Here is a 17,198-nt window from a genome sequence, read left to right on the forward strand (position 1 = left end):
TATTAATGATGGGGCATTAAAATAGAAAAAACTGATTTTACATCATCATCATATAAATTAACTTCAGCTTCATCCTCAAAGTGATATGATAAGAAACGAGCTTTATTTTCCTTAGTATCATATCGATTGTAGAAATAACAAGCATTATTATCGGTTTTAGGCCCTGGCATAATACGAATTAATGGCAGTAATTTCACTGGTTCATACTGATTTTCATGGATTATATAAAGCTTATTTTTAACTAAAGGAGTAATAGTTTCAACTTCTTTATCTTCAAAAGGTAAGAAACCTTTTATTTCTTTGCAACGAGTATTATAAATTTCTTCATCAAAGTCCATTAGACTTGGTAGAATCAAGGAAACATCATCATAAACAAAGGATATTCTACTTCTAATTTTACTTAAATAACCTTTTAATATGTCAAAACGCTTTTGATATTCTTCTTGATTAACTATGGCACCATGACCCTTCCATAAATTACGATATTCTTCAACCTCACGTAAAATATTATATACTTCTGCGCTTGTAATCAAATTCATAAATTCTTTAGTTGGATTTCCAAATAATTTCAAACATAAATCTTTACTTTCTTTATCAGCCAGTAATTGGCGTGTTTTTTTGGCTAAACAAGCACCTAAAATATTCCAATTTGTAAAACTAGCTTTACATATCCAATTATTTTTTTCATCTTCGGTTTTAATGCAATGCGAGAAGTAACTGTCAAAAAATTCCTTATTTGCACTGATAGAACTAAGCATTATTGTAGCATTAAACACAGAATAAGCTTCAAAAAAGTCTAAAAGGTGAGTAACTTTATGTTCAATATTTCTATCTGCTTTACAAGTTGATAAAATAGATGAAAGAGGATAGGGGAGAGATTGTAACCAATAATCAAATGTTTGACCAACGTTTAATAATTCAATTGATTTACGAACCCTTTTATTAGATTTAGGCCATTTCCATAAATCTTTTTTGTATAAATCTAATTGTGTAAAAATTTCATTGAGCATAGAATCTACAGCAATAGTTTCGATTTGAGTTTCAATATCAGTTATATAACAATTAGATTTCAATAAATTAGTTTTATTAATTTTAGGAATAGTAACTCCACTTGTCAATGATTTTCTAATTTTTCTTCCCAATTTAGTATTATATAATGTAGATACAAACTCTGCATTGGCTTTATTCTCATCTAAAATTAATTGAATGTAGTTTTGAGGTTTTATTTTCAATTTATCAATAGATGTAACTGTATCAGATTCACCAATAATTGGTAAATAAACACTATTAGGTGTTTCATCGAAATCCTTACCATTTTTAGCTAAATTAGCATCTACTAGAATATCCAAAATCGGAATTTCAGATAATCCTGACATTTTAGCCATTTTGATTATTTCATTTTCATTTATGAAATAATTTAAAGATTTATAATCATTTAAATCTTGTATTATACCTAATTGAGGTATTTTTCCTCTCTTACGGGATTTTAAATTATTTAAAAGACTTTTATTGTAACTAGTTTCTGAACTTAATTCAGCAGCAAAAAGGTTTGAAGGTTCTTCTTTTTTAAATATAACTAAATCCCCAGGAACCCCTGTATTTGAAAAAGAACCGTTTGGTATTTCCAGTACAGCATCAATATATATCCCAAACTTCTTTAAATTAGCAAAAACATTATTTTTTTTATTTCTAAAAGATAAAAATCTTTTACTTAAAATAAAAAATCCAGTACCTCCTTCTTTTAAAAATATCAAAGATTTAAGCATTTCTAAGTGTTCAACATTATCAAAAATTAAAATGTTTTCTCCATCATTTAAATTAAAGTTCAACCTATCTTTTTTGGGACTCCATAAAGGAAAACTAACAATAACATCAAATTTGGAATTTTTATCTAAAACAGTATTTGGATCATCTATTTCCCATTTTATATCCAAATTTTTTTGTAATCTATTGATAACTGTTATGTTAGTCTTATCGTGAATGAAACCAACAGAAAGGTCAGGTTTTAATTTTTCCGTCAAAGGGATAAGTACAGAACCAACTTTTACCCAAGGATCCAATATTTTATCAACATCAATGTTTTTAAGATAAGAAGTAATAAAATTTAAAACAAATTCTGGAGGAAAATAACCTCCACCTCGTACTCCAAGCCCTCTGTCAGCATCTCTTAAAAGATCAATAGTTACATCTATACCTTCAGATTCGGAAAAGTCAATAAAAGAGTTTAAATCATAACTCTTATTTCCAGATCTCATTTTATTAACGATATTCCAGACTATCTGTTCTTTTTCCACCAAATCCCCACTTACTTCTTTATTTCATCATAATATCAATTTCATTCCTTAAATATGCATCAAGTAATCTTTTGAACATCTTACCATGATTTGGGTATTTTAAATGGAGTAATTCATGAATAATTATTTCAAAACGTGTTTCAGTTGATTCACTAAGAATAGAACTATCAAAAGTTAATCTTCCTTTAGCTGAACAACTGGCCCATTTGTTTTTCATTTTACGGATATGAATTTCTTTAGGTTCCACACCTACTTTATATGCAAGTCTCCAAACTTCTTTTTTAAACTCTTCAGTAGTAATCATTTTAACCCTTCATAACTTTCATAATTTTTTCAACTGAAGAACTTATATTGGACTTGTTCATTCCAGATTTAATTAAAATACTTATAAGTCTGCGTTTAACGACTCTTTTATGACTTTCACTTACTCTCCAATGCGGACATTCCTCAAGAACTTTTTCCATTTCTGTTGCATTTTTTTCAGGGTTATTTACACCTTCTTTTTTAAACATCCAGAAAATAGAAAAAACCTCAACGGGCATGTTTTTATCTACTTCTTCCTTCTTTGCAATATTAATTTCTTCGATTATGTGCTTCAATTCTTCTAAAGTTTCTTGAGTATTTTTTTGCCTATTTTTATACAATAAAGCTATACTCTCAGCTTTTTCTCCAATGGAAATAAGATATGGTGCACTTGATGCATTGAAATCTACGTGATTTTCAATACTTTTGATTAAATTGAACACTTTTTTGTTGTCTGGAGCCGTGCTTTGTTCAATTGTTTCCAATGTTTTATCATTAATCTCATAAATGTCCAATGTGGATGTTATGTTACTACTTTTTGTGTACTTCTGAACAAGATTTGCCGTTTTTCTTAAAAGTTCCTTTTCAATCTCAATAGATTCATAAGCTTCCCTTAGTATCTTATACATTCCTGCCAGGGTTTCATAATCCTCAATATAATTTCTTAGGAACTTATCTGGAGAAATTATTTCATAAATCTCTGAAAGTTCACGGAATTCCTCATAAAATTCATTTCGTACATCCTCTTCATTAAAATGATCTAATACAGTTTCAACTGCTTTATCTGGTGTTTTTCCAACAATGAAACTTAAATATTTGATTTTTGCTGTTTCCATAAACTCAACAAAGCTATCTTTCAAAACTTGTATATCATAAGCTACTCCCTCAATTTCTTCAGGAGCAAATGATAATGCTTTTTTTAGGTTTTTATCAAATATCCCTATGAAATCTAAAACAAAACCTGATGATTTTTTACGACCTTCTTCATCTTCATAAGGCCTATTAACTCTTGCAATAGCTTGTAATAATACATGATCTCTCATAGGTTTATCTAAGTACATACAATAGAGTATAGGGGCATCAAAACCTGTAAGAAGTTTTTCAGTGACAATTAGTATATAAGGATGTTCATCTTTTCTCCTGAAACTTTTCCTTATTCTTTTTTCTTCATCATCACTAAGATGGTATTCTTCAAGATCAGAAGTATCATTATAATTTGAGCTATAAACAACCTTCGAACAATCTTCAGGAAGAAGTTTATCTAGTTCTTTTTTATAAAGAACACATGCTTCCCTGTCAACACATACAAGAAACGCTTTGTAACCCATTGGGTAAACAGTATTTTTATAATGATTCACAACAAATTTTGCGACTTTTTTAATACGTTCCTTATTTTTAAGCATGTTTTTTAGATTTACAGCCTTATCTAATATTTTATTAAGCTTTTGAAAGTCACTTACACCCTGAGATTCTGCCAGATCTAAGAATTCTTTTTCAAGAACATCTCTATCAACTCTCAACTCATTAGGGGCAAGTGTATAGTGCAAAGGAACAGTTGTTCCATCTTCAATTGATTCTGCAATACTATATTTATCCATATATCCTTGAGGCTGATCATCCTGTCCAAAAATTATAAAAGTACCTTTACCAGAAGATGTCTTATCAATTGGTGTTCCTGTAAAACCTATATATGTAGCATTAGGTAAAGCACCCATCAAATAGTTACCTAATGTGCCACCTGTGGTTCTATGAGCTTCATCCACAAGAACAAATATGTTATCACGTTCATTAATTTTTGCAGGCATTCCCTCGAACTTGTGAATCATGCTGACAATTAAGCCTCTTCTATCTGCCTCTAAGAATTCTCTTAAGTTCCGTTTATTTTTTGCAATTTCTAAATGTTCAATTCCAATAGATTTAAGATTTCCAAAAAGTTGGGTTTCAAGTTCATTTCTATCTATAAGCATAATTACAGTAGGATTTTCAAATATGGGATTTTTAAGAATTTTTTCAGCAGCAACAATCATAGTATATGTCTTGCCTGAACCTTGAGTATGCCACACAAGCCCACGTTTCTTTGAAGATTTAGCTCGTTTCACAATTTTTTCAATTGCCCTCATTTGATGAGGTCTTAAAATTACTTTTTTCAATTCATCATCTTGTCGTGTGAATAGTATGAAATCCATTAGAGTTTTAATTATTTTTTTTTTATCAAAGAAAGTCTTAACAAGCATTTCAAAATCATTTTCAGCAATCTCATCTTTCCAATTGAAAAGTAATTTTTCCGACATGTTCCAAGTAGTACTATAATAATATTTTATTATATGAGTTAATGCATAAATTTGTAGAACTGCAAGTAATTCTGGGCAATGCCTATGATATTTTTTAACTTGTTCCATTGCTTTACTTATGCCCTCTGAAGTTTTTGGGGCTTTAGTTTCAACAAAAAAAATGGGTATCCCATTTATAAAAAAAACAATATCTGGCCTTATACTATTATTACCATTTGTGAATGAAAACTCATCTGTAACATGGAAAATATTTCTTTCAATATTATTGGTATCAATGAATTTTACATTACATTCTCTTTTTTCATTTGGAACAAACACATTCCTTAATCCTTTAAGATATTCCCAAACAATTTGATTACCTTCAATATTAGCAGGGACTTTTTCAAGATTTCTAATTAGTTCTTCACCCATTAAATGATCCATAAAACGAGAGTTTAACTTTTGGGACTGGTTGATAAAACATTCTTTAAGTATAATTCCAGATTTTCCACCTTTAAGTCTTAAAACATCTTCTGGACTTAAATATTCCCAACCTATTTCCTTTGCATATTCAATTAATCTATTTTGAACTGATTCACGCTCATTACCAAAAATATTAGTCATATTAACACCTTAAATTGTTTACTATTGAAACCTTTCCTCACATTTTTGGATATTAGCATCAATTTTCATTGGTTTTTCAAGATTATGAGTTAAAAACATGGATAATTCTCAAGTTAACCATTAATTACCCATAGCTTTATTTTTAATGTTGACATTTCCAAGTGTATCCTGATTTCTATGTATGTCCCAGATTAAAAAAATCAGTCCATCTTTTTTCAATGATTATTTTTACAATGTATCCATAATAACACTAAATCATTATTTATTTACCTTACCCTACGCATTTAAATATCGAAATTTAAATTATTAGTCCTAATTTTTGAAGTCATAAGATCCTTGAGAAGAGATTTGAATAAGTCTTCAAGAGCCTTTTTCTTATTTTTTTCAGATTCTATCTTTTGATCAATAATTCTAAGGATTTTAACAGTTTCTTTTTGTTTGCTAATTTCAGGAAGTGAAATTTCAGTTTTTTCTATAATTCCTTTGCTTATATTGGGATCTTTGCGTGTTCCAATAGCATGACGCATCCATGTCGACCTTATAAAAATTAGGTAATATAAAAGGTATAAAGAATCAAACTTATCCGGATTTGGAGATATACAACATAACGCCTGATTGGTTGCAGCAGGAATTCCTAGTATACCAGATTTACCAACTGTACCGGCTCCACCATACATAGCAATCATCACAGTATTTTTTGGCCAAATTTTTCCTCTAATACTCTTAAGGCCCATATCAGTTATTTTTTCCTGAGTAGTTAATACAACATTTTCATTCAAGTCTAATGTTTTTACCCAAGGAATATTTCCACCATAAAACTCCTTTTTTTTACGTGAGGGAGTGTTACCACTCCCAATTTCAGCTATTTCTTTAATTTTGTATTTTTGCCAATCCTCATTTATGGATTTTATCTTATTTTCTTTAAATTTTATATTCCTAATTTTTTTAAGAGATACCGGCCCATATGTAAACAAATGCATCATTAAAGATTTTTTCAATGATTCCACGGCCTGTATTATTAATTCCGTTGTTTCTATATTATTTTGGACCATAGAAAGGATAAATACAATTTTTTCTTGTTCTGATTTATTAGGTAAAGGTATTAAAAAATTCTTTATAAATTTAAAATTTGCTTCTTTTTTAAAACCTCGATACTTAATTTCCTGGTTAAATATTTTTTTAAAAGCAGGGGAGCGAAGATAATACCATAAAAAGTGAATATTTGCTTTTTTCATCACTTCATAAAACTCATAATGAGTTGTAGCAGCTATAAATTCCTTGGTTATGGCAATAGCTCCTTGATGTAAATTAATTTTTGATGTTATCAAATGATTTTCATTAGCAGCATATAAATCAGTTCCAGTTTGATTTTTTTCCCTTAATATCACTTTACCCATATCAAACGGTATTTTTTTAACAAGTGGAATATCTCCTTTATATGCTTCTTTTTTAATTCTAATTCTATCTGGCTTTATTACTTCACCTAATTCCACTATATCCCAATTTTTAGGCAACGAATTGAGAGTATTGTTATTATTCCTATCATTACTTGGGTTAATTTCCAAGGAATGACTTGAATTTTTTATGTCCTTATTAATCATTTGAAAGCCCTAATTTGTTTAGTATATTACTTAATTCTTTATCCGCATTTTTTTGCTTCTCTTCAGCATCCTTAAGCTTAATAACAGCTTCTTCTAAGGACAATAAATTCTCTTCTTTATTTAAAATAACATAACGTGACGGACTTAAATTAAAATCATTTTTGACAACATCTTCATTTTTTATTATTTTACTTAGGTTTTCTTCTTCTTTCCAGTGGTGGTAAATGAGAGATATTTTTTCAATAAAAATATTGGGGATGTAATTTTTTGGTCTTCCTTTCTCAAAAAGTTCTGAGGAGTTAATAAATAGAATCTCATTTTTTTGGGTTTTATTTTTGTTAATTATTAATATGATTCCAGGTGCAGTAGTATTGTAAAATAAATTTTCTGGAAGTAAAATCACTGCTTCGATAAGATCTTTATTAATAAATTCTTTTCTTAAGTCTCGTTCCCTATTTTTACCTGTAACACCACTTCCACGTGAAACAGCACCTGTATCCAAGACCACTGCCATTTTTCCTTTTTCTTTTAATGATTTAAACATATGTTGAATCCAACCCCAATCAGCATTATTCGAGTTAGGATAACCAAAAATAAATCGTTCATATAAATCATTTTCGTATATATCTTGTGAAAAATCTTGATTCCACATGGGATTAGCAGTAACTATGTTAAATGTTCTAAGTGAAGTGTCAGATTCCAGGAAAGCTGGGCGTTCCATTGTATCCCCAAGGGCAATTTCTGCTTCTATATCATGAATTATTATGTTCATTTTCGCCATGGCAAAAGTCGAATGTTGAATCTCTTGGCCACACATCCTTATCGGTTTTACTTTTGTATCATCAGGATATTTTTCTTTAAATCTTAATTGGCATTTTATTAGGAGTCCTCCTGAGCCACAACATGGATCATAGACTTTGTTTCCAGGTTCTGGATCAAGTATATGGGCCATTAAAATTGCAACTTCTTTTGGAGTATAAAATTCTCCAGCACTTTGACCAGAGCCTTCTGCAAACTTCCTTAGAAGATATTCATAAGATCTTCCAATAATATCAGGTTCAACATCTTTTATCCCTAATCTATGTTTATTTAAAACATCAATGAGTGCTTTCAATTTACCCTCACTAATTATTCTTTGTCCTGCGGTCGTTGCATTAAAATCCACTATGTCAATTACTCCTTGAAGCTTAGGGTTTTCACGTGCAATTGAACGCACTGCATTTGTCAAGTATTCCCCAACACCAATACTTTGTTTAGCAATTTCTTTCCATCGGGCATCTTTTGGAATATAAAACCTAACTAAGCTATGATCATCAGTTAGCAACTCTTCAGCAATTTCTTCGTCACCAAAATCATCTATTAATTTATCTAATTCATCATTAAAAACATCAGAAAGTCTTTTAATAAAAATTAATGGTAAAATATAATCTTTGTATTTTGGTGCGTCTATTTCGCCCCGTATTTTGCATGCTGCATCCCATAACCAGTTTTCTAGTGTATTTATGTCCAGTACTTCAGTCGACACTTTATCATCCTCACTTTTACAAACATACTATCATTATTTCATATATTTAATTTTTCTATTTGCTTTTAAGTATTCAAAAAGAGTAAAAATGAGCTGGAGTAATATAATAATCCAAAAAATCTATTTAATAAAGCTTATTTCATTTTTTTGATGATATAAAAAAAATTCATAAATCAATTTTATAAAGATGAAAAATTAGGAAGAAATTATATTCTTTAAATTATACAATATATGGGATTAAAGTACTAATTAATATCAATTTTCAAAGTAAATTACATATAGACTTATTTTATTAGATTTTTTTTAAGTGGTTAACGGATAATTGGATAATAGATTGAATATTATTAAAAAACACCCTGAGCATTTAGAATTATTTTATATCGCCTCAACCTTAACTTATTTAAGAAGAACCACCTTTCCTTATATAAAGCACATACTAAGTTAACTTACTTAGCAGATCTTAAGGGTGTGTAACAAAATTACTGGGATATGTTAATCAAAAAAAAGTTCAAAGTTGATTTAAAATTAAGGATATTTCCAAATAACATCTTTATCTAATTTTTTCCATTGATCATTGAAAGCATCTAATATGTTCTGAGCATTTTTCACTTCAATTAAGATACCATGGGAGTTTCCAATAGAATTTATAGAACATCCAAGGGCCCATACTCGTGGTTTATCATAGTTATTTCCCGGAAATATTAAGAACCTGTCATGAAATTCTCCGCCACTTTCTTGACATCTAACCTCTAAATTGATTCCTTTTTGGTCAGAATTAGATTTAAGAATATTAATCTGTTGTTTAGCCCAATCTTCAGCAGTTGTTTTATATCTGGCTTTTGAAGAGGTTATAACCTTTAATTCACTATTATAACAAGGACAATGATAAAGAGTATCTAGAATATCTTGCGCATCAGCATATGGATCCCAAAGATAAACTCCATTTTCACAATTATTTTTTATAATACTTCTAATGTCTGATAAAGCCCTTTCATGCTCATCAGTTCCATCAACACTATATTCAACGAACTTTTTTTCTTTTATTAATGAATCTGTTAATTCATCATATTTTCTTTCTTTAATTCGTTTTATATAGGGTTCAGTTAAGATACCCATCCTAAAACCCGGTTCAAATCTATATAAATTAATAGGATCTTCACCCACTAAAGTTCTGACTTTTCTCAAATTTAATTTAATATCTGCTCTAAGGTTCAAAGCAAAATTATCACAAAAAGATAAAAATAGGTTATTATCCTTTTTTTTAATGAAAATTACTGGATTTCCATCACTGTTACCACATTCAAGAATTTTTTTTGCATTGAGAGGACCTGAATATGCTGCAGATCCAACAATGTTATCATCACATATTATATATGCAAATATTTCAACTTCAGGAATTTTCTTCAAGGTGGGGTGCCAATTTGCTTCTATTTGGACTTGATCTGACAAAAATTTGATATTTGTTTTAATCAAAGTTATTGGAAACTGAAATATAATGTTTCCAATTCTGTCCTTGAGAAATTTAAAATCAATATTTATTACATTTTTTATTAATTTATACATTTTAATGTATTCAACATCAGTTAAATAACTATTTAAGATATTAACTTCTTCAGAAAAAAATTCTATTATATAAGAGTCATTTTCAGCAGATTTAAGTGCAGTATTTACCTTAACACCTAAGGAAGATGGAACTAAAACTTTATCTACAACTCTTAAAGTATCAATTTCAATATTTCTACCATCAATTACCCATTCATTTAAATCCATTAAACGTTCAAAAGCAGATTTTACATTATCTAAACTAACTTTTTGCTGGATTATTCCTAAAGAAATATCATCATTAATTTTTTCTAACTTTTGAGTCATAAATTTTGTCGTGTAAGTGTCTCCACTTTCTTCGAAAGTTATCCTAGTAAAAACATTTATGAGATCACCCCTCACACTGAGAAATACAACGGTTATCTCAGCAGTTCTATAAAAAGCAATGCTACCTTCTTCTATTAACAGATCAAAATCATTTTTAATTTCAGATATTCCCATAATACCACCAATTTTATTATATTATTATAAACAACTTAAAGAATGTTATAGTATTATTAAAGGAACCATCAAATAACTTTCTAACTTTGAATGGTTAAAAGTCCCAGTATTACTAATATTCAGAAGTTTTACAAAAATTCACAAAAAAATATGTTCAACTTCATATTAAACCTAAAATCAAATTTAAATAGATAATGGTATCTTATTTAAATTATATAATGTCCATTGATGAGATATAATAAAAATAGCTTTCAATATCAATTTTTAAACAAAACTTATAGGAACATTTACTTCGTTAAACGCAACTATAACGCAGTAGACTGAGAACTTAAAATTATTCTGACTATAGAGTAGTAGATACTGAACTATAACGAACTTTGTAATTTTTACTTCCTATCTGACCACAAATGATTAAAAAGTACATTGTCATCATGTGTGGTAACATTGGGAAAATCATTGTTACAATCGGACAATGGATCCTGAAATATGTCAAAGTTTATATAGGATGAAGTCCAATCTTGAAAATGAGCTTCCAGACTTAATTGGCTCAACACCAGATGTATGAAAGTTATTATCTGGTTATCTTAATAGTCCCGTGGGGTAGTGGTAATCCTGTGAGGCTCTGGACCTTTCGACAGCGGTTCGACTCCGCTCGGGACTACTCAATTTTGAAGTTCTTTTTCTAGAGTTCACCCATCTTTTATACAGTTCAACCCAATCCATATGGATCTACAACGATAATTCAGTAATATTCCTGAAACTTTTTATCATAAAAATTGAAGTTTTGTTTTTTGATGGTATTTCAACCACGTGCCCTAGGGCAAGTTGTTCATTTACATGGTTCTTTAAAAAAATGAAAAAAATTGTATTTTTTCTGGAAAATTTTTTTTGTAAACCCGAAATTTATGCAAAGAAAAATAAGAATTCAACTTAAAAAAATATCCGAAGGATCTTGGAACTTGCACGATCTAAACAATATCATTAAAAATAGTTTTTATATTCATTATCTCTGTAATCTTCAAGGTACTTCCAGTCCTTATCAAAGACACTCCACATATAAGATGTCAGTTCTGGACTGGTTATCCATACTGCTATAACATCATCAAGGTTGAGAACCCATTTTTAACTTTGGCCAGTATCATTATAATTTCGCGGTAGTCCACCATTAGTGTCTTGATGCCGTATGGATGTCCTACCTTCACATCAACAAACTCATTGAAACCATTCACAATTTCTTTATCAAAATCGTTCATGGGATTTGCAATTAAACGAACACTTACACCTCTGTCCTTAGCCCTTAAAAGGGGACCCTTCAAGGTTTCCAGTTCTCCGGGAAGGTAAAGACTTCCCATGGCCACTATTCTATTTTTAGCATTTTCCAGAATATCCACTTCCATCTGTTTGATACTCTCTGGAGAGTGCACAACCCTGATCTTCGTGGTCTCCTTCTGGATCACATCATCGTAGATCATGGTCAGTTCATTGGCCAGGCTGTCTATTTCATGGTTGAATCTCAGCTTACGTTCCTCCAAAACCTTTCTGGGATAGGTTGGCGTTACTGTAGCAGGTCTGCTGTTTTCAATGTTTACCCATTTATCCTTTTCAAGCTTTTTAAGCACTTCATATATCTTTGTGCGGGGAACACCTGATTCTTCCGCAATTGCAGATGGTTTAGCCACACCCAACGTCATTAGTGATAGGTAAGCCTTTGCTTCATAATACGTAAGACCCAACTTTTGTAAAGTAGGTAATAAACTGTTCTGAATCATGTAAATAGATTGAACCACCAATTCAATAAAGTTAATGCTCAAACATCAATGTTGTCACCCATAACCACCATAAAAGTTACAAAAAATTTAATAAATGTAAAAAGGAAGGTATATCAATTCAAAGGGGGTGGGTGAAGGGAGAGTAATAATAATATCTGCATAAAGAGTAATTTTAAGGTGGTAAAGAGATATATCAATCATAATTTTAGTTCATTATGATTTTAAATTATTAATCATGATTAATCTCATGATCGCAGCGTTTTAATAAGGGATTGCATGGGATGAAAAAGATTAAACCCAATATAAGGAGAGATGATTTATGGGAATTCGTGAAGATGTTGGCAGAATACTGAATGAACTACTTGAAAGAGCACCAGGAGACGTTACTGGAGCAGCACTACTAAGACCAGACGGATTAATGATAGCATCAGTACTATCACAGGACACAGACGAAAAAAGACTAGCAGCAATGGGAGCAGCAATCGTAGGTACATCACAGAGAACCTGCGACGAACTAAGCAGAGGAGACCTAAACGAAATAATAATCGAAGGAAGCACAGGAAAAGCAACCTTCTCATTCGCAGGAACCAAAGGAATCCTAGCAGTACTATCCCCAAAAGAAGTAAACCTAGGACTAGTCCTAATGGAAATCGAAAGAACATCCGAATCAATAGCAAAAGCAATGGAGTAAGTGACAAAAATGGAAAGTGACCCAAAAACAATAGTTACAACAGGACTTATGGAAGCCCTCTGGAACACCATGGGAACCGGGTGCACAGCACTGTGGAGACAGGGCGCAGAGACATTCTACGAAATGCTTGTGGCAGCTGGAAAGGATCTGAGCACACCAGAAGCCAGTCTGAACTCTGTTAAAGAATACTTCGAAGAATTCAATTCCGTGAGCAGCATGAACTACACCATAGAAGATGGAGAAGCAATCGTGAAGGTTGAAGGCTGCTCAGCTGTGGGAATTGCAGATTACATGGATGCCCACAATATACCAGAGGAACACTCCTGCCTGTTCTTCAACCTGTCCATGGTTGCATTAGAACATGCAACAGGAAACATGTACGACGTGGAAAGGGAAAGGGACGAACCGGGTAACTGCCACGCACATATAAAAAGGATTTAATCCAATTTTATGGGGAAAAACTCATAAAATATTTTTTTTAAGAAATCTGTGGATGAAAAAAAAATGGAAACAAACAAAACAAAAAGCATGCTGAAGATCGTTGTTTTTGGTGCCCTGGATGCAGGTAAAACCACCTTCGTTGAAACCCTGAGTGGAAAGGAGCTTCTTATCAAGGGGGAGTACGGAAGAATAACCAACAGTTTCGACTTCGTGCAGCTGGATCATGAGGATTACTTCATTCAGCTCTTTGCAACACCAGGACACAGAAGATTTTCATTCATGTGGCCCACCATCGCAACAGGTATGCATGGAGCCATATTTTTAATTGATTCAACAGTTGGTATATCCCCAGTTGACAAGGAACTCATAGAATTCATAGACAACTACAAGGTACCCTACGTGGTTGCAACCAACAAGGATGACCTCGTTCATCTGCCTCCTGAACTTGTGAGGGAAGAGTTAAAACTTTCAGATGACGTTCCAATAATAAATACATCATCAGTTATAAAGCAGAATCTTGATACTGTGATGAATACACTTATAAATAAAATAACAGATATTAATAATAAATGATTAGGCGTGAGCAGTTTATGATGAACTACAATGGTATTGATAAAAAGAATTCTGATTTTAAAGATGTTTTAAAGCCTTTAATGCGTATTAGAGGTGTTAAAAATTGTGTTCTTGCCACCATGGATGGTATGCCGGTTGGAGAAATAGATCAAGAGGGAGTTATAATCAGTGCCACCAGTGCAGCAGTTTTAGGTGCAATCACCGAAATGGTCAAGAACATAAACTTTGGAATAGCTGAAAAACTCATAGTTGAAACTGATTTCGGTAAGATAATCATAGAGGAAATAGGGCACAACCATGCCATAGTTGTGCTTACAGACGACAGTGTTAACATTGGACTGATCAGACTGACACTCAAGAAAGCTGCAGAAAATCTTCGGAACCTTATTCAACCAGTGGCCAGTGGTTAAAAAAAAGATTGATGAAAATGGAAGCTATTTCTAATAGAATAAAACGTGTTTTAGATGAAATGCACGGGAAGTCAGACATAAGGGAATCTTACGTCATCAGAAAGGATGGTCTCATAATCTGTTCCCATGTTCCAAGTACCAGCAGCCACAGAATATCTGCAATGTCTGCATCACTCTTGGAACTTGGAAAAAGAACCCTTAAAGAAGTTGCAGGTGACGATCTAAAGTTGATAATGGTCAATGGAAATGATATAAACATCATCATATCTGGATCAGGGGACATTGCACTGGTCTGTGCTATAGGTGCTGATGAGAACGTTGGCATGATATTCATACGTATTAAAATGGCCATAAAAAAGGTTCAAGCCATACTGGATGAAGCCTACGGTAAAACCATTCCATGAATATATTTTTGAATTCTTTTAATAGGATATCCCGTGTTTCAACTTATTTTTGAATATGATATCCCTGTTTTTTCCATAATTCAACACATCTTATTTTCTACTGACAATTTAAATGATCCTGATCTTATGCTCTCAGAAACTCCCTTCCCGATGATGATTTTAAAGGTAGCCCAAATCTTTCAAGGGGTTTGTGATATCTATTCAAGTATATGAGGTAACGAAGCATTGAAATCATACAATGGGTAAATTACTTCTTACATCTACAACTTACTTATACATAGAGGTGATGGGAATGTTGAATGTGGATGATATACCTGCAGAGGTTAAATGGGAAATTGCAACCAGATCATCCATGGGTCTGGCCATGGGCTACAGCGCTGCAATGCGCAAGTTCCTGAATGAGAAGGTTGCAGAGGAATTGGACGAAGCTGTCTGGACAGAGGGCGGAAAAGGAATAGGTGATATAGCAAGTTCCCTTGGAATTCCAACAGGCAACGCCCAGGAAATTGAAAATGCTTGGAACGTGATTGGAGAAATAGTCATGCCGGGAGTTGAGGCAAAGGTCGTTGAATCAAACCCCGAAAGGGTTGTGGACAGAGTAGATAAATGTTCCACATGCAGCCAGGCAAAGGAAGCAGGATTTCCAACAGAATCTGTTTGCAGACCATGTAGAGCCTTTAACGAAGCTGCAATTGAATCTTTAAATCCAAACTACACCATGAACTTCAACAAGAGGATGTGTCTTGGTGATGACTACTGTGAATCAGTTATTGAGAAGAAACATGGAATAACACTGGAAGCAGCTCCAGCAGGATACCATGAAGAGGAAGGAGATTAAAAACAGTACTGCAAAGTAGAGGCGATGCAGATGGTAAGTATTGAGGACATACCAATGAAAGTGCGCTGGGACATTGCAACCAGATCATCAACAGACATGAGACAGGGTTATGCCAGGGCCTTTCAAAACATATTGAACGAAAGAATGGTTGAGGATGTGGTTGAAGCAATCTGGGCACAGGGAGGAAGACAGGTTAAGGACGTTGCAGATTCACTCGGACTTCCACATGGAAATGCCCAGCAGGTGAACGATGCACTGGGAATTGTTTCAGGTATAATACTTGGACCTGGATTTAAAATAGAAACTGTAGAATCTGATAAAAACAGGGTGGTTGATAGAGTAACCAGCTGCCCAGTATTTAAAAGTAGCAAAAAACAGAATTTACCTGCTTCAGGACCATGTATTGCATGTAAAGCCTTTAACAAATATGCTGTGGAGTCACTGAACCCCAACTACACACAGCACACCACCAAACGAATGTGCATGGGTGATGAATACTGTGAAAGCATTATTGAGGAAAAATAAAGGAGATTAAAATCTACAGATGCAGTACCTGCACAGGGAAAGCTCTTCTGCCATGAACTTCCTCTTCCCTGTGCAAATGTACCTATCCTTCCCTTTGTAAACCCTATATCCATCCTTAAAAACAGTTCCTGGCGGGTGCAGAGGCTTCTTTGCAACGAAAACCAGGTAGGTTGATATGATCTTTATGAATTCCCTGAAGGATTTATCTTCTGGGGCGTAAAGTGAAAAGTAGTGGTCGATTCTCATCTTGAGATCTTCTACCATGAAATCATCAACATCTTCATCTTCGCGGTTGATTGATGAAGTGAGTATCTCCTGGAAGTTCTCATAGTTGTAACGCGACATAATGGAATTTATTGAATTATCAGTTTTTTCTGGAGCTTTAACAATCTCTTTGTAGCGTTCTACCTCTTTCTTGAGTTTTAGAAGTAGTTCTGAAGTTTTCATTATTAATTTTCCTTTTATTCTTCTTTTAAAGTCCTGTAAAAAAGTGGATTTAAAAAAAATATGACGTTCTACAGAGGAATTTACAAATGGGATTGGTTGATTCTATTGATGATTGCTTTTTTGTAAAAGGATTCTCAACTCTTCAGTGAATTCTCAGCTATGCGAACGTACTCCTCATTTTCAAGGATCTGGAGTGCTTTTGCACGTTCATCCCTCTTGTTGAGGGTGTACTTTTCATCAGATGCAACAACTATTCCTATAGCCTCAAGTTCCCTGAGATGATCCCGAGCAACATCCACAGGCACTTCAGATATACTTGCTATCTCATCAACTGTTAAAGGTTCTCCCCAGCGTTCGATGAGTTCTTCAAGGACGCTTAATTTCGTGGAGTCTCCAAGTAATTCCCTTAAAACCACGGTCACTGTACCATCTCCATGTAA

16 protein-coding genes and 1 tRNA gene are annotated in these 17,198 nt (G+C 32.6%); 8 read left to right on the top strand and 9 right to left on the bottom strand.

Features of this window, described 5'->3' with window-relative positions:
• Positions 1 to 2: 2 nt before the first annotated feature.
• The 6 genes from MCBB_RS06945 to MCBB_RS06970 all read right to left on the bottom strand — a co-directional run bounded on the left by MCBB_RS06945 (position 3) and on the right by MCBB_RS06970 (position 10,660).
• Complete coding sequence (locus MCBB_RS06945; protein ID WP_071907081.1) at positions 3 to 2,294, bottom strand: N-6 DNA methylase; 2,292 nt, start codon at positions 2,292 to 2,294, stop codon at positions 3 to 5.
• A 19-nt stretch (positions 2,295 to 2,313) separates the two neighbouring features.
• Positions 2,314 to 2,598, bottom strand: coding sequence for a M48 metallopeptidase family protein (locus MCBB_RS06950; RefSeq protein WP_071907082.1), 285 nt, complete (start codon positions 2,596 to 2,598; stop codon positions 2,314 to 2,316).
• A 1-nt stretch (position 2,599) separates the two neighbouring features.
• Complete coding sequence (locus MCBB_RS06955) at positions 2,600 to 5,491, bottom strand: type I restriction endonuclease subunit R (RefSeq protein WP_071907083.1); 2,892 nt, start codon at positions 5,489 to 5,491, stop codon at positions 2,600 to 2,602.
• A gap of 284 nt (positions 5,492 to 5,775) precedes the next feature.
• The gene (locus tag MCBB_RS06960; protein ID WP_171899103.1) at positions 5,776 to 7,056 is read right to left on the bottom strand and encodes a restriction endonuclease subunit S; all 1,281 of its coding nucleotides are present in this window, start codon (positions 7,054 to 7,056) and stop codon (positions 5,776 to 5,778) included.
• Between the two features lie 28 nt (positions 7,057 to 7,084).
• Positions 7,085 to 8,617, bottom strand: coding sequence for a type I restriction-modification system subunit M (locus MCBB_RS06965; protein ID WP_071907085.1), 1,533 nt, complete (start codon positions 8,615 to 8,617; stop codon positions 7,085 to 7,087).
• 525 nt (positions 8,618 to 9,142) lie between these two features.
• The gene (locus MCBB_RS06970; protein WP_071907086.1) at positions 9,143 to 10,660 is read right to left on the bottom strand and encodes a VPA1262 family N-terminal domain-containing protein; all 1,518 of its coding nucleotides are present in this window, start codon (positions 10,658 to 10,660) and stop codon (positions 9,143 to 9,145) included.
• A 589-nt stretch (positions 10,661 to 11,249) separates the two neighbouring features.
• On the opposite strand from MCBB_RS06970, the gene MCBB_RS06975 reads away from it, so the two are divergent.
• Positions 11,250 to 11,321 (top strand) — tRNA-Gln (locus MCBB_RS06975).
• Between the two features lie 430 nt (positions 11,322 to 11,751).
• Here MCBB_RS06975 and MCBB_RS06980 read toward each other — a convergent pair.
• Entirely contained in the window at positions 11,752 to 12,429 is a 678-nt protein-coding gene (locus MCBB_RS06980) for a TrmB family transcriptional regulator (RefSeq protein ID WP_071907087.1), read from the bottom strand.
• 319 nt (positions 12,430 to 12,748) lie between these two features.
• Between MCBB_RS06980 and MCBB_RS06985 the strand changes: the two genes are divergently transcribed.
• From MCBB_RS06985 to MCBB_RS07015, 7 genes are all read left to right on the top strand, one after another.
• Entirely contained in the window at positions 12,749 to 13,120 is a 372-nt protein-coding gene (locus tag MCBB_RS06985) for a roadblock/LC7 domain-containing protein (protein ID WP_071907088.1), read from the top strand.
• Positions 13,121 to 13,129: 9 nt separating this feature from the next.
• Positions 13,130 to 13,561, top strand: a complete 432-nt coding sequence (locus MCBB_RS06990) for a hypothetical protein (RefSeq protein WP_071907089.1) — start codon at positions 13,130 to 13,132, stop codon at positions 13,559 to 13,561.
• 63 nt (positions 13,562 to 13,624) lie between these two features.
• Positions 13,625 to 14,134 (top strand): GTP-binding protein, encoded by a 510-nt coding sequence (locus tag MCBB_RS06995; protein ID WP_145976024.1) that lies wholly within the window; start codon positions 13,625 to 13,627, stop codon positions 14,132 to 14,134.
• Positions 14,135 to 14,151: 17 nt separating this feature from the next.
• The gene (locus MCBB_RS07000) at positions 14,152 to 14,544 is read left to right on the top strand and encodes a roadblock/LC7 domain-containing protein (RefSeq protein ID WP_071907091.1); all 393 of its coding nucleotides are present in this window, start codon (positions 14,152 to 14,154) and stop codon (positions 14,542 to 14,544) included.
• A gap of 17 nt (positions 14,545 to 14,561) precedes the next feature.
• Positions 14,562 to 14,948 carry a roadblock/LC7 domain-containing protein gene (locus MCBB_RS07005; RefSeq protein ID WP_171899104.1) on the top strand — a complete coding sequence of 129 codons (387 nt, stop codon included), beginning with the start codon at positions 14,562 to 14,564 and terminating at the stop codon, positions 14,946 to 14,948.
• Positions 14,949 to 15,240: 292 nt separating this feature from the next.
• The gene (locus tag MCBB_RS07010; RefSeq protein WP_071907093.1) at positions 15,241 to 15,786 is read left to right on the top strand and encodes a hypothetical protein; all 546 of its coding nucleotides are present in this window, start codon (positions 15,241 to 15,243) and stop codon (positions 15,784 to 15,786) included.
• 30 nt (positions 15,787 to 15,816) lie between these two features.
• Complete coding sequence (locus MCBB_RS07015) at positions 15,817 to 16,311, top strand: L-2-amino-thiazoline-4-carboxylic acid hydrolase (protein ID WP_171899106.1); 495 nt, start codon at positions 15,817 to 15,819, stop codon at positions 16,309 to 16,311.
• A 6-nt stretch (positions 16,312 to 16,317) separates the two neighbouring features.
• On the opposite strand, the gene MCBB_RS07020 is transcribed toward MCBB_RS07015, so the two are convergent.
• Both MCBB_RS07020 and MCBB_RS07025 read right to left on the bottom strand, forming a co-directional pair.
• Positions 16,318 to 16,758: a DUF2115 family protein gene (locus MCBB_RS07020; RefSeq protein WP_071907095.1), complete on the bottom strand. Its 441-nt coding sequence runs from the start codon at positions 16,756 to 16,758 to the stop codon at positions 16,318 to 16,320.
• 134 nt (positions 16,759 to 16,892) lie between these two features.
• Positions 16,893 to 17,180, bottom strand: coding sequence for a helix-turn-helix domain-containing protein (locus tag MCBB_RS07025; protein WP_071907096.1), 288 nt, complete (start codon positions 17,178 to 17,180; stop codon positions 16,893 to 16,895).
• Positions 17,181 to 17,198 lie beyond the last annotated feature (18 nt).

It is taken from the genome of Methanobacterium congolense, from assembly GCF_900095295.1.
Lineage (GTDB): Archaea > Methanobacteriota > Methanobacteria > Methanobacteriales > Methanobacteriaceae > Methanobacterium_C > Methanobacterium_C congolense.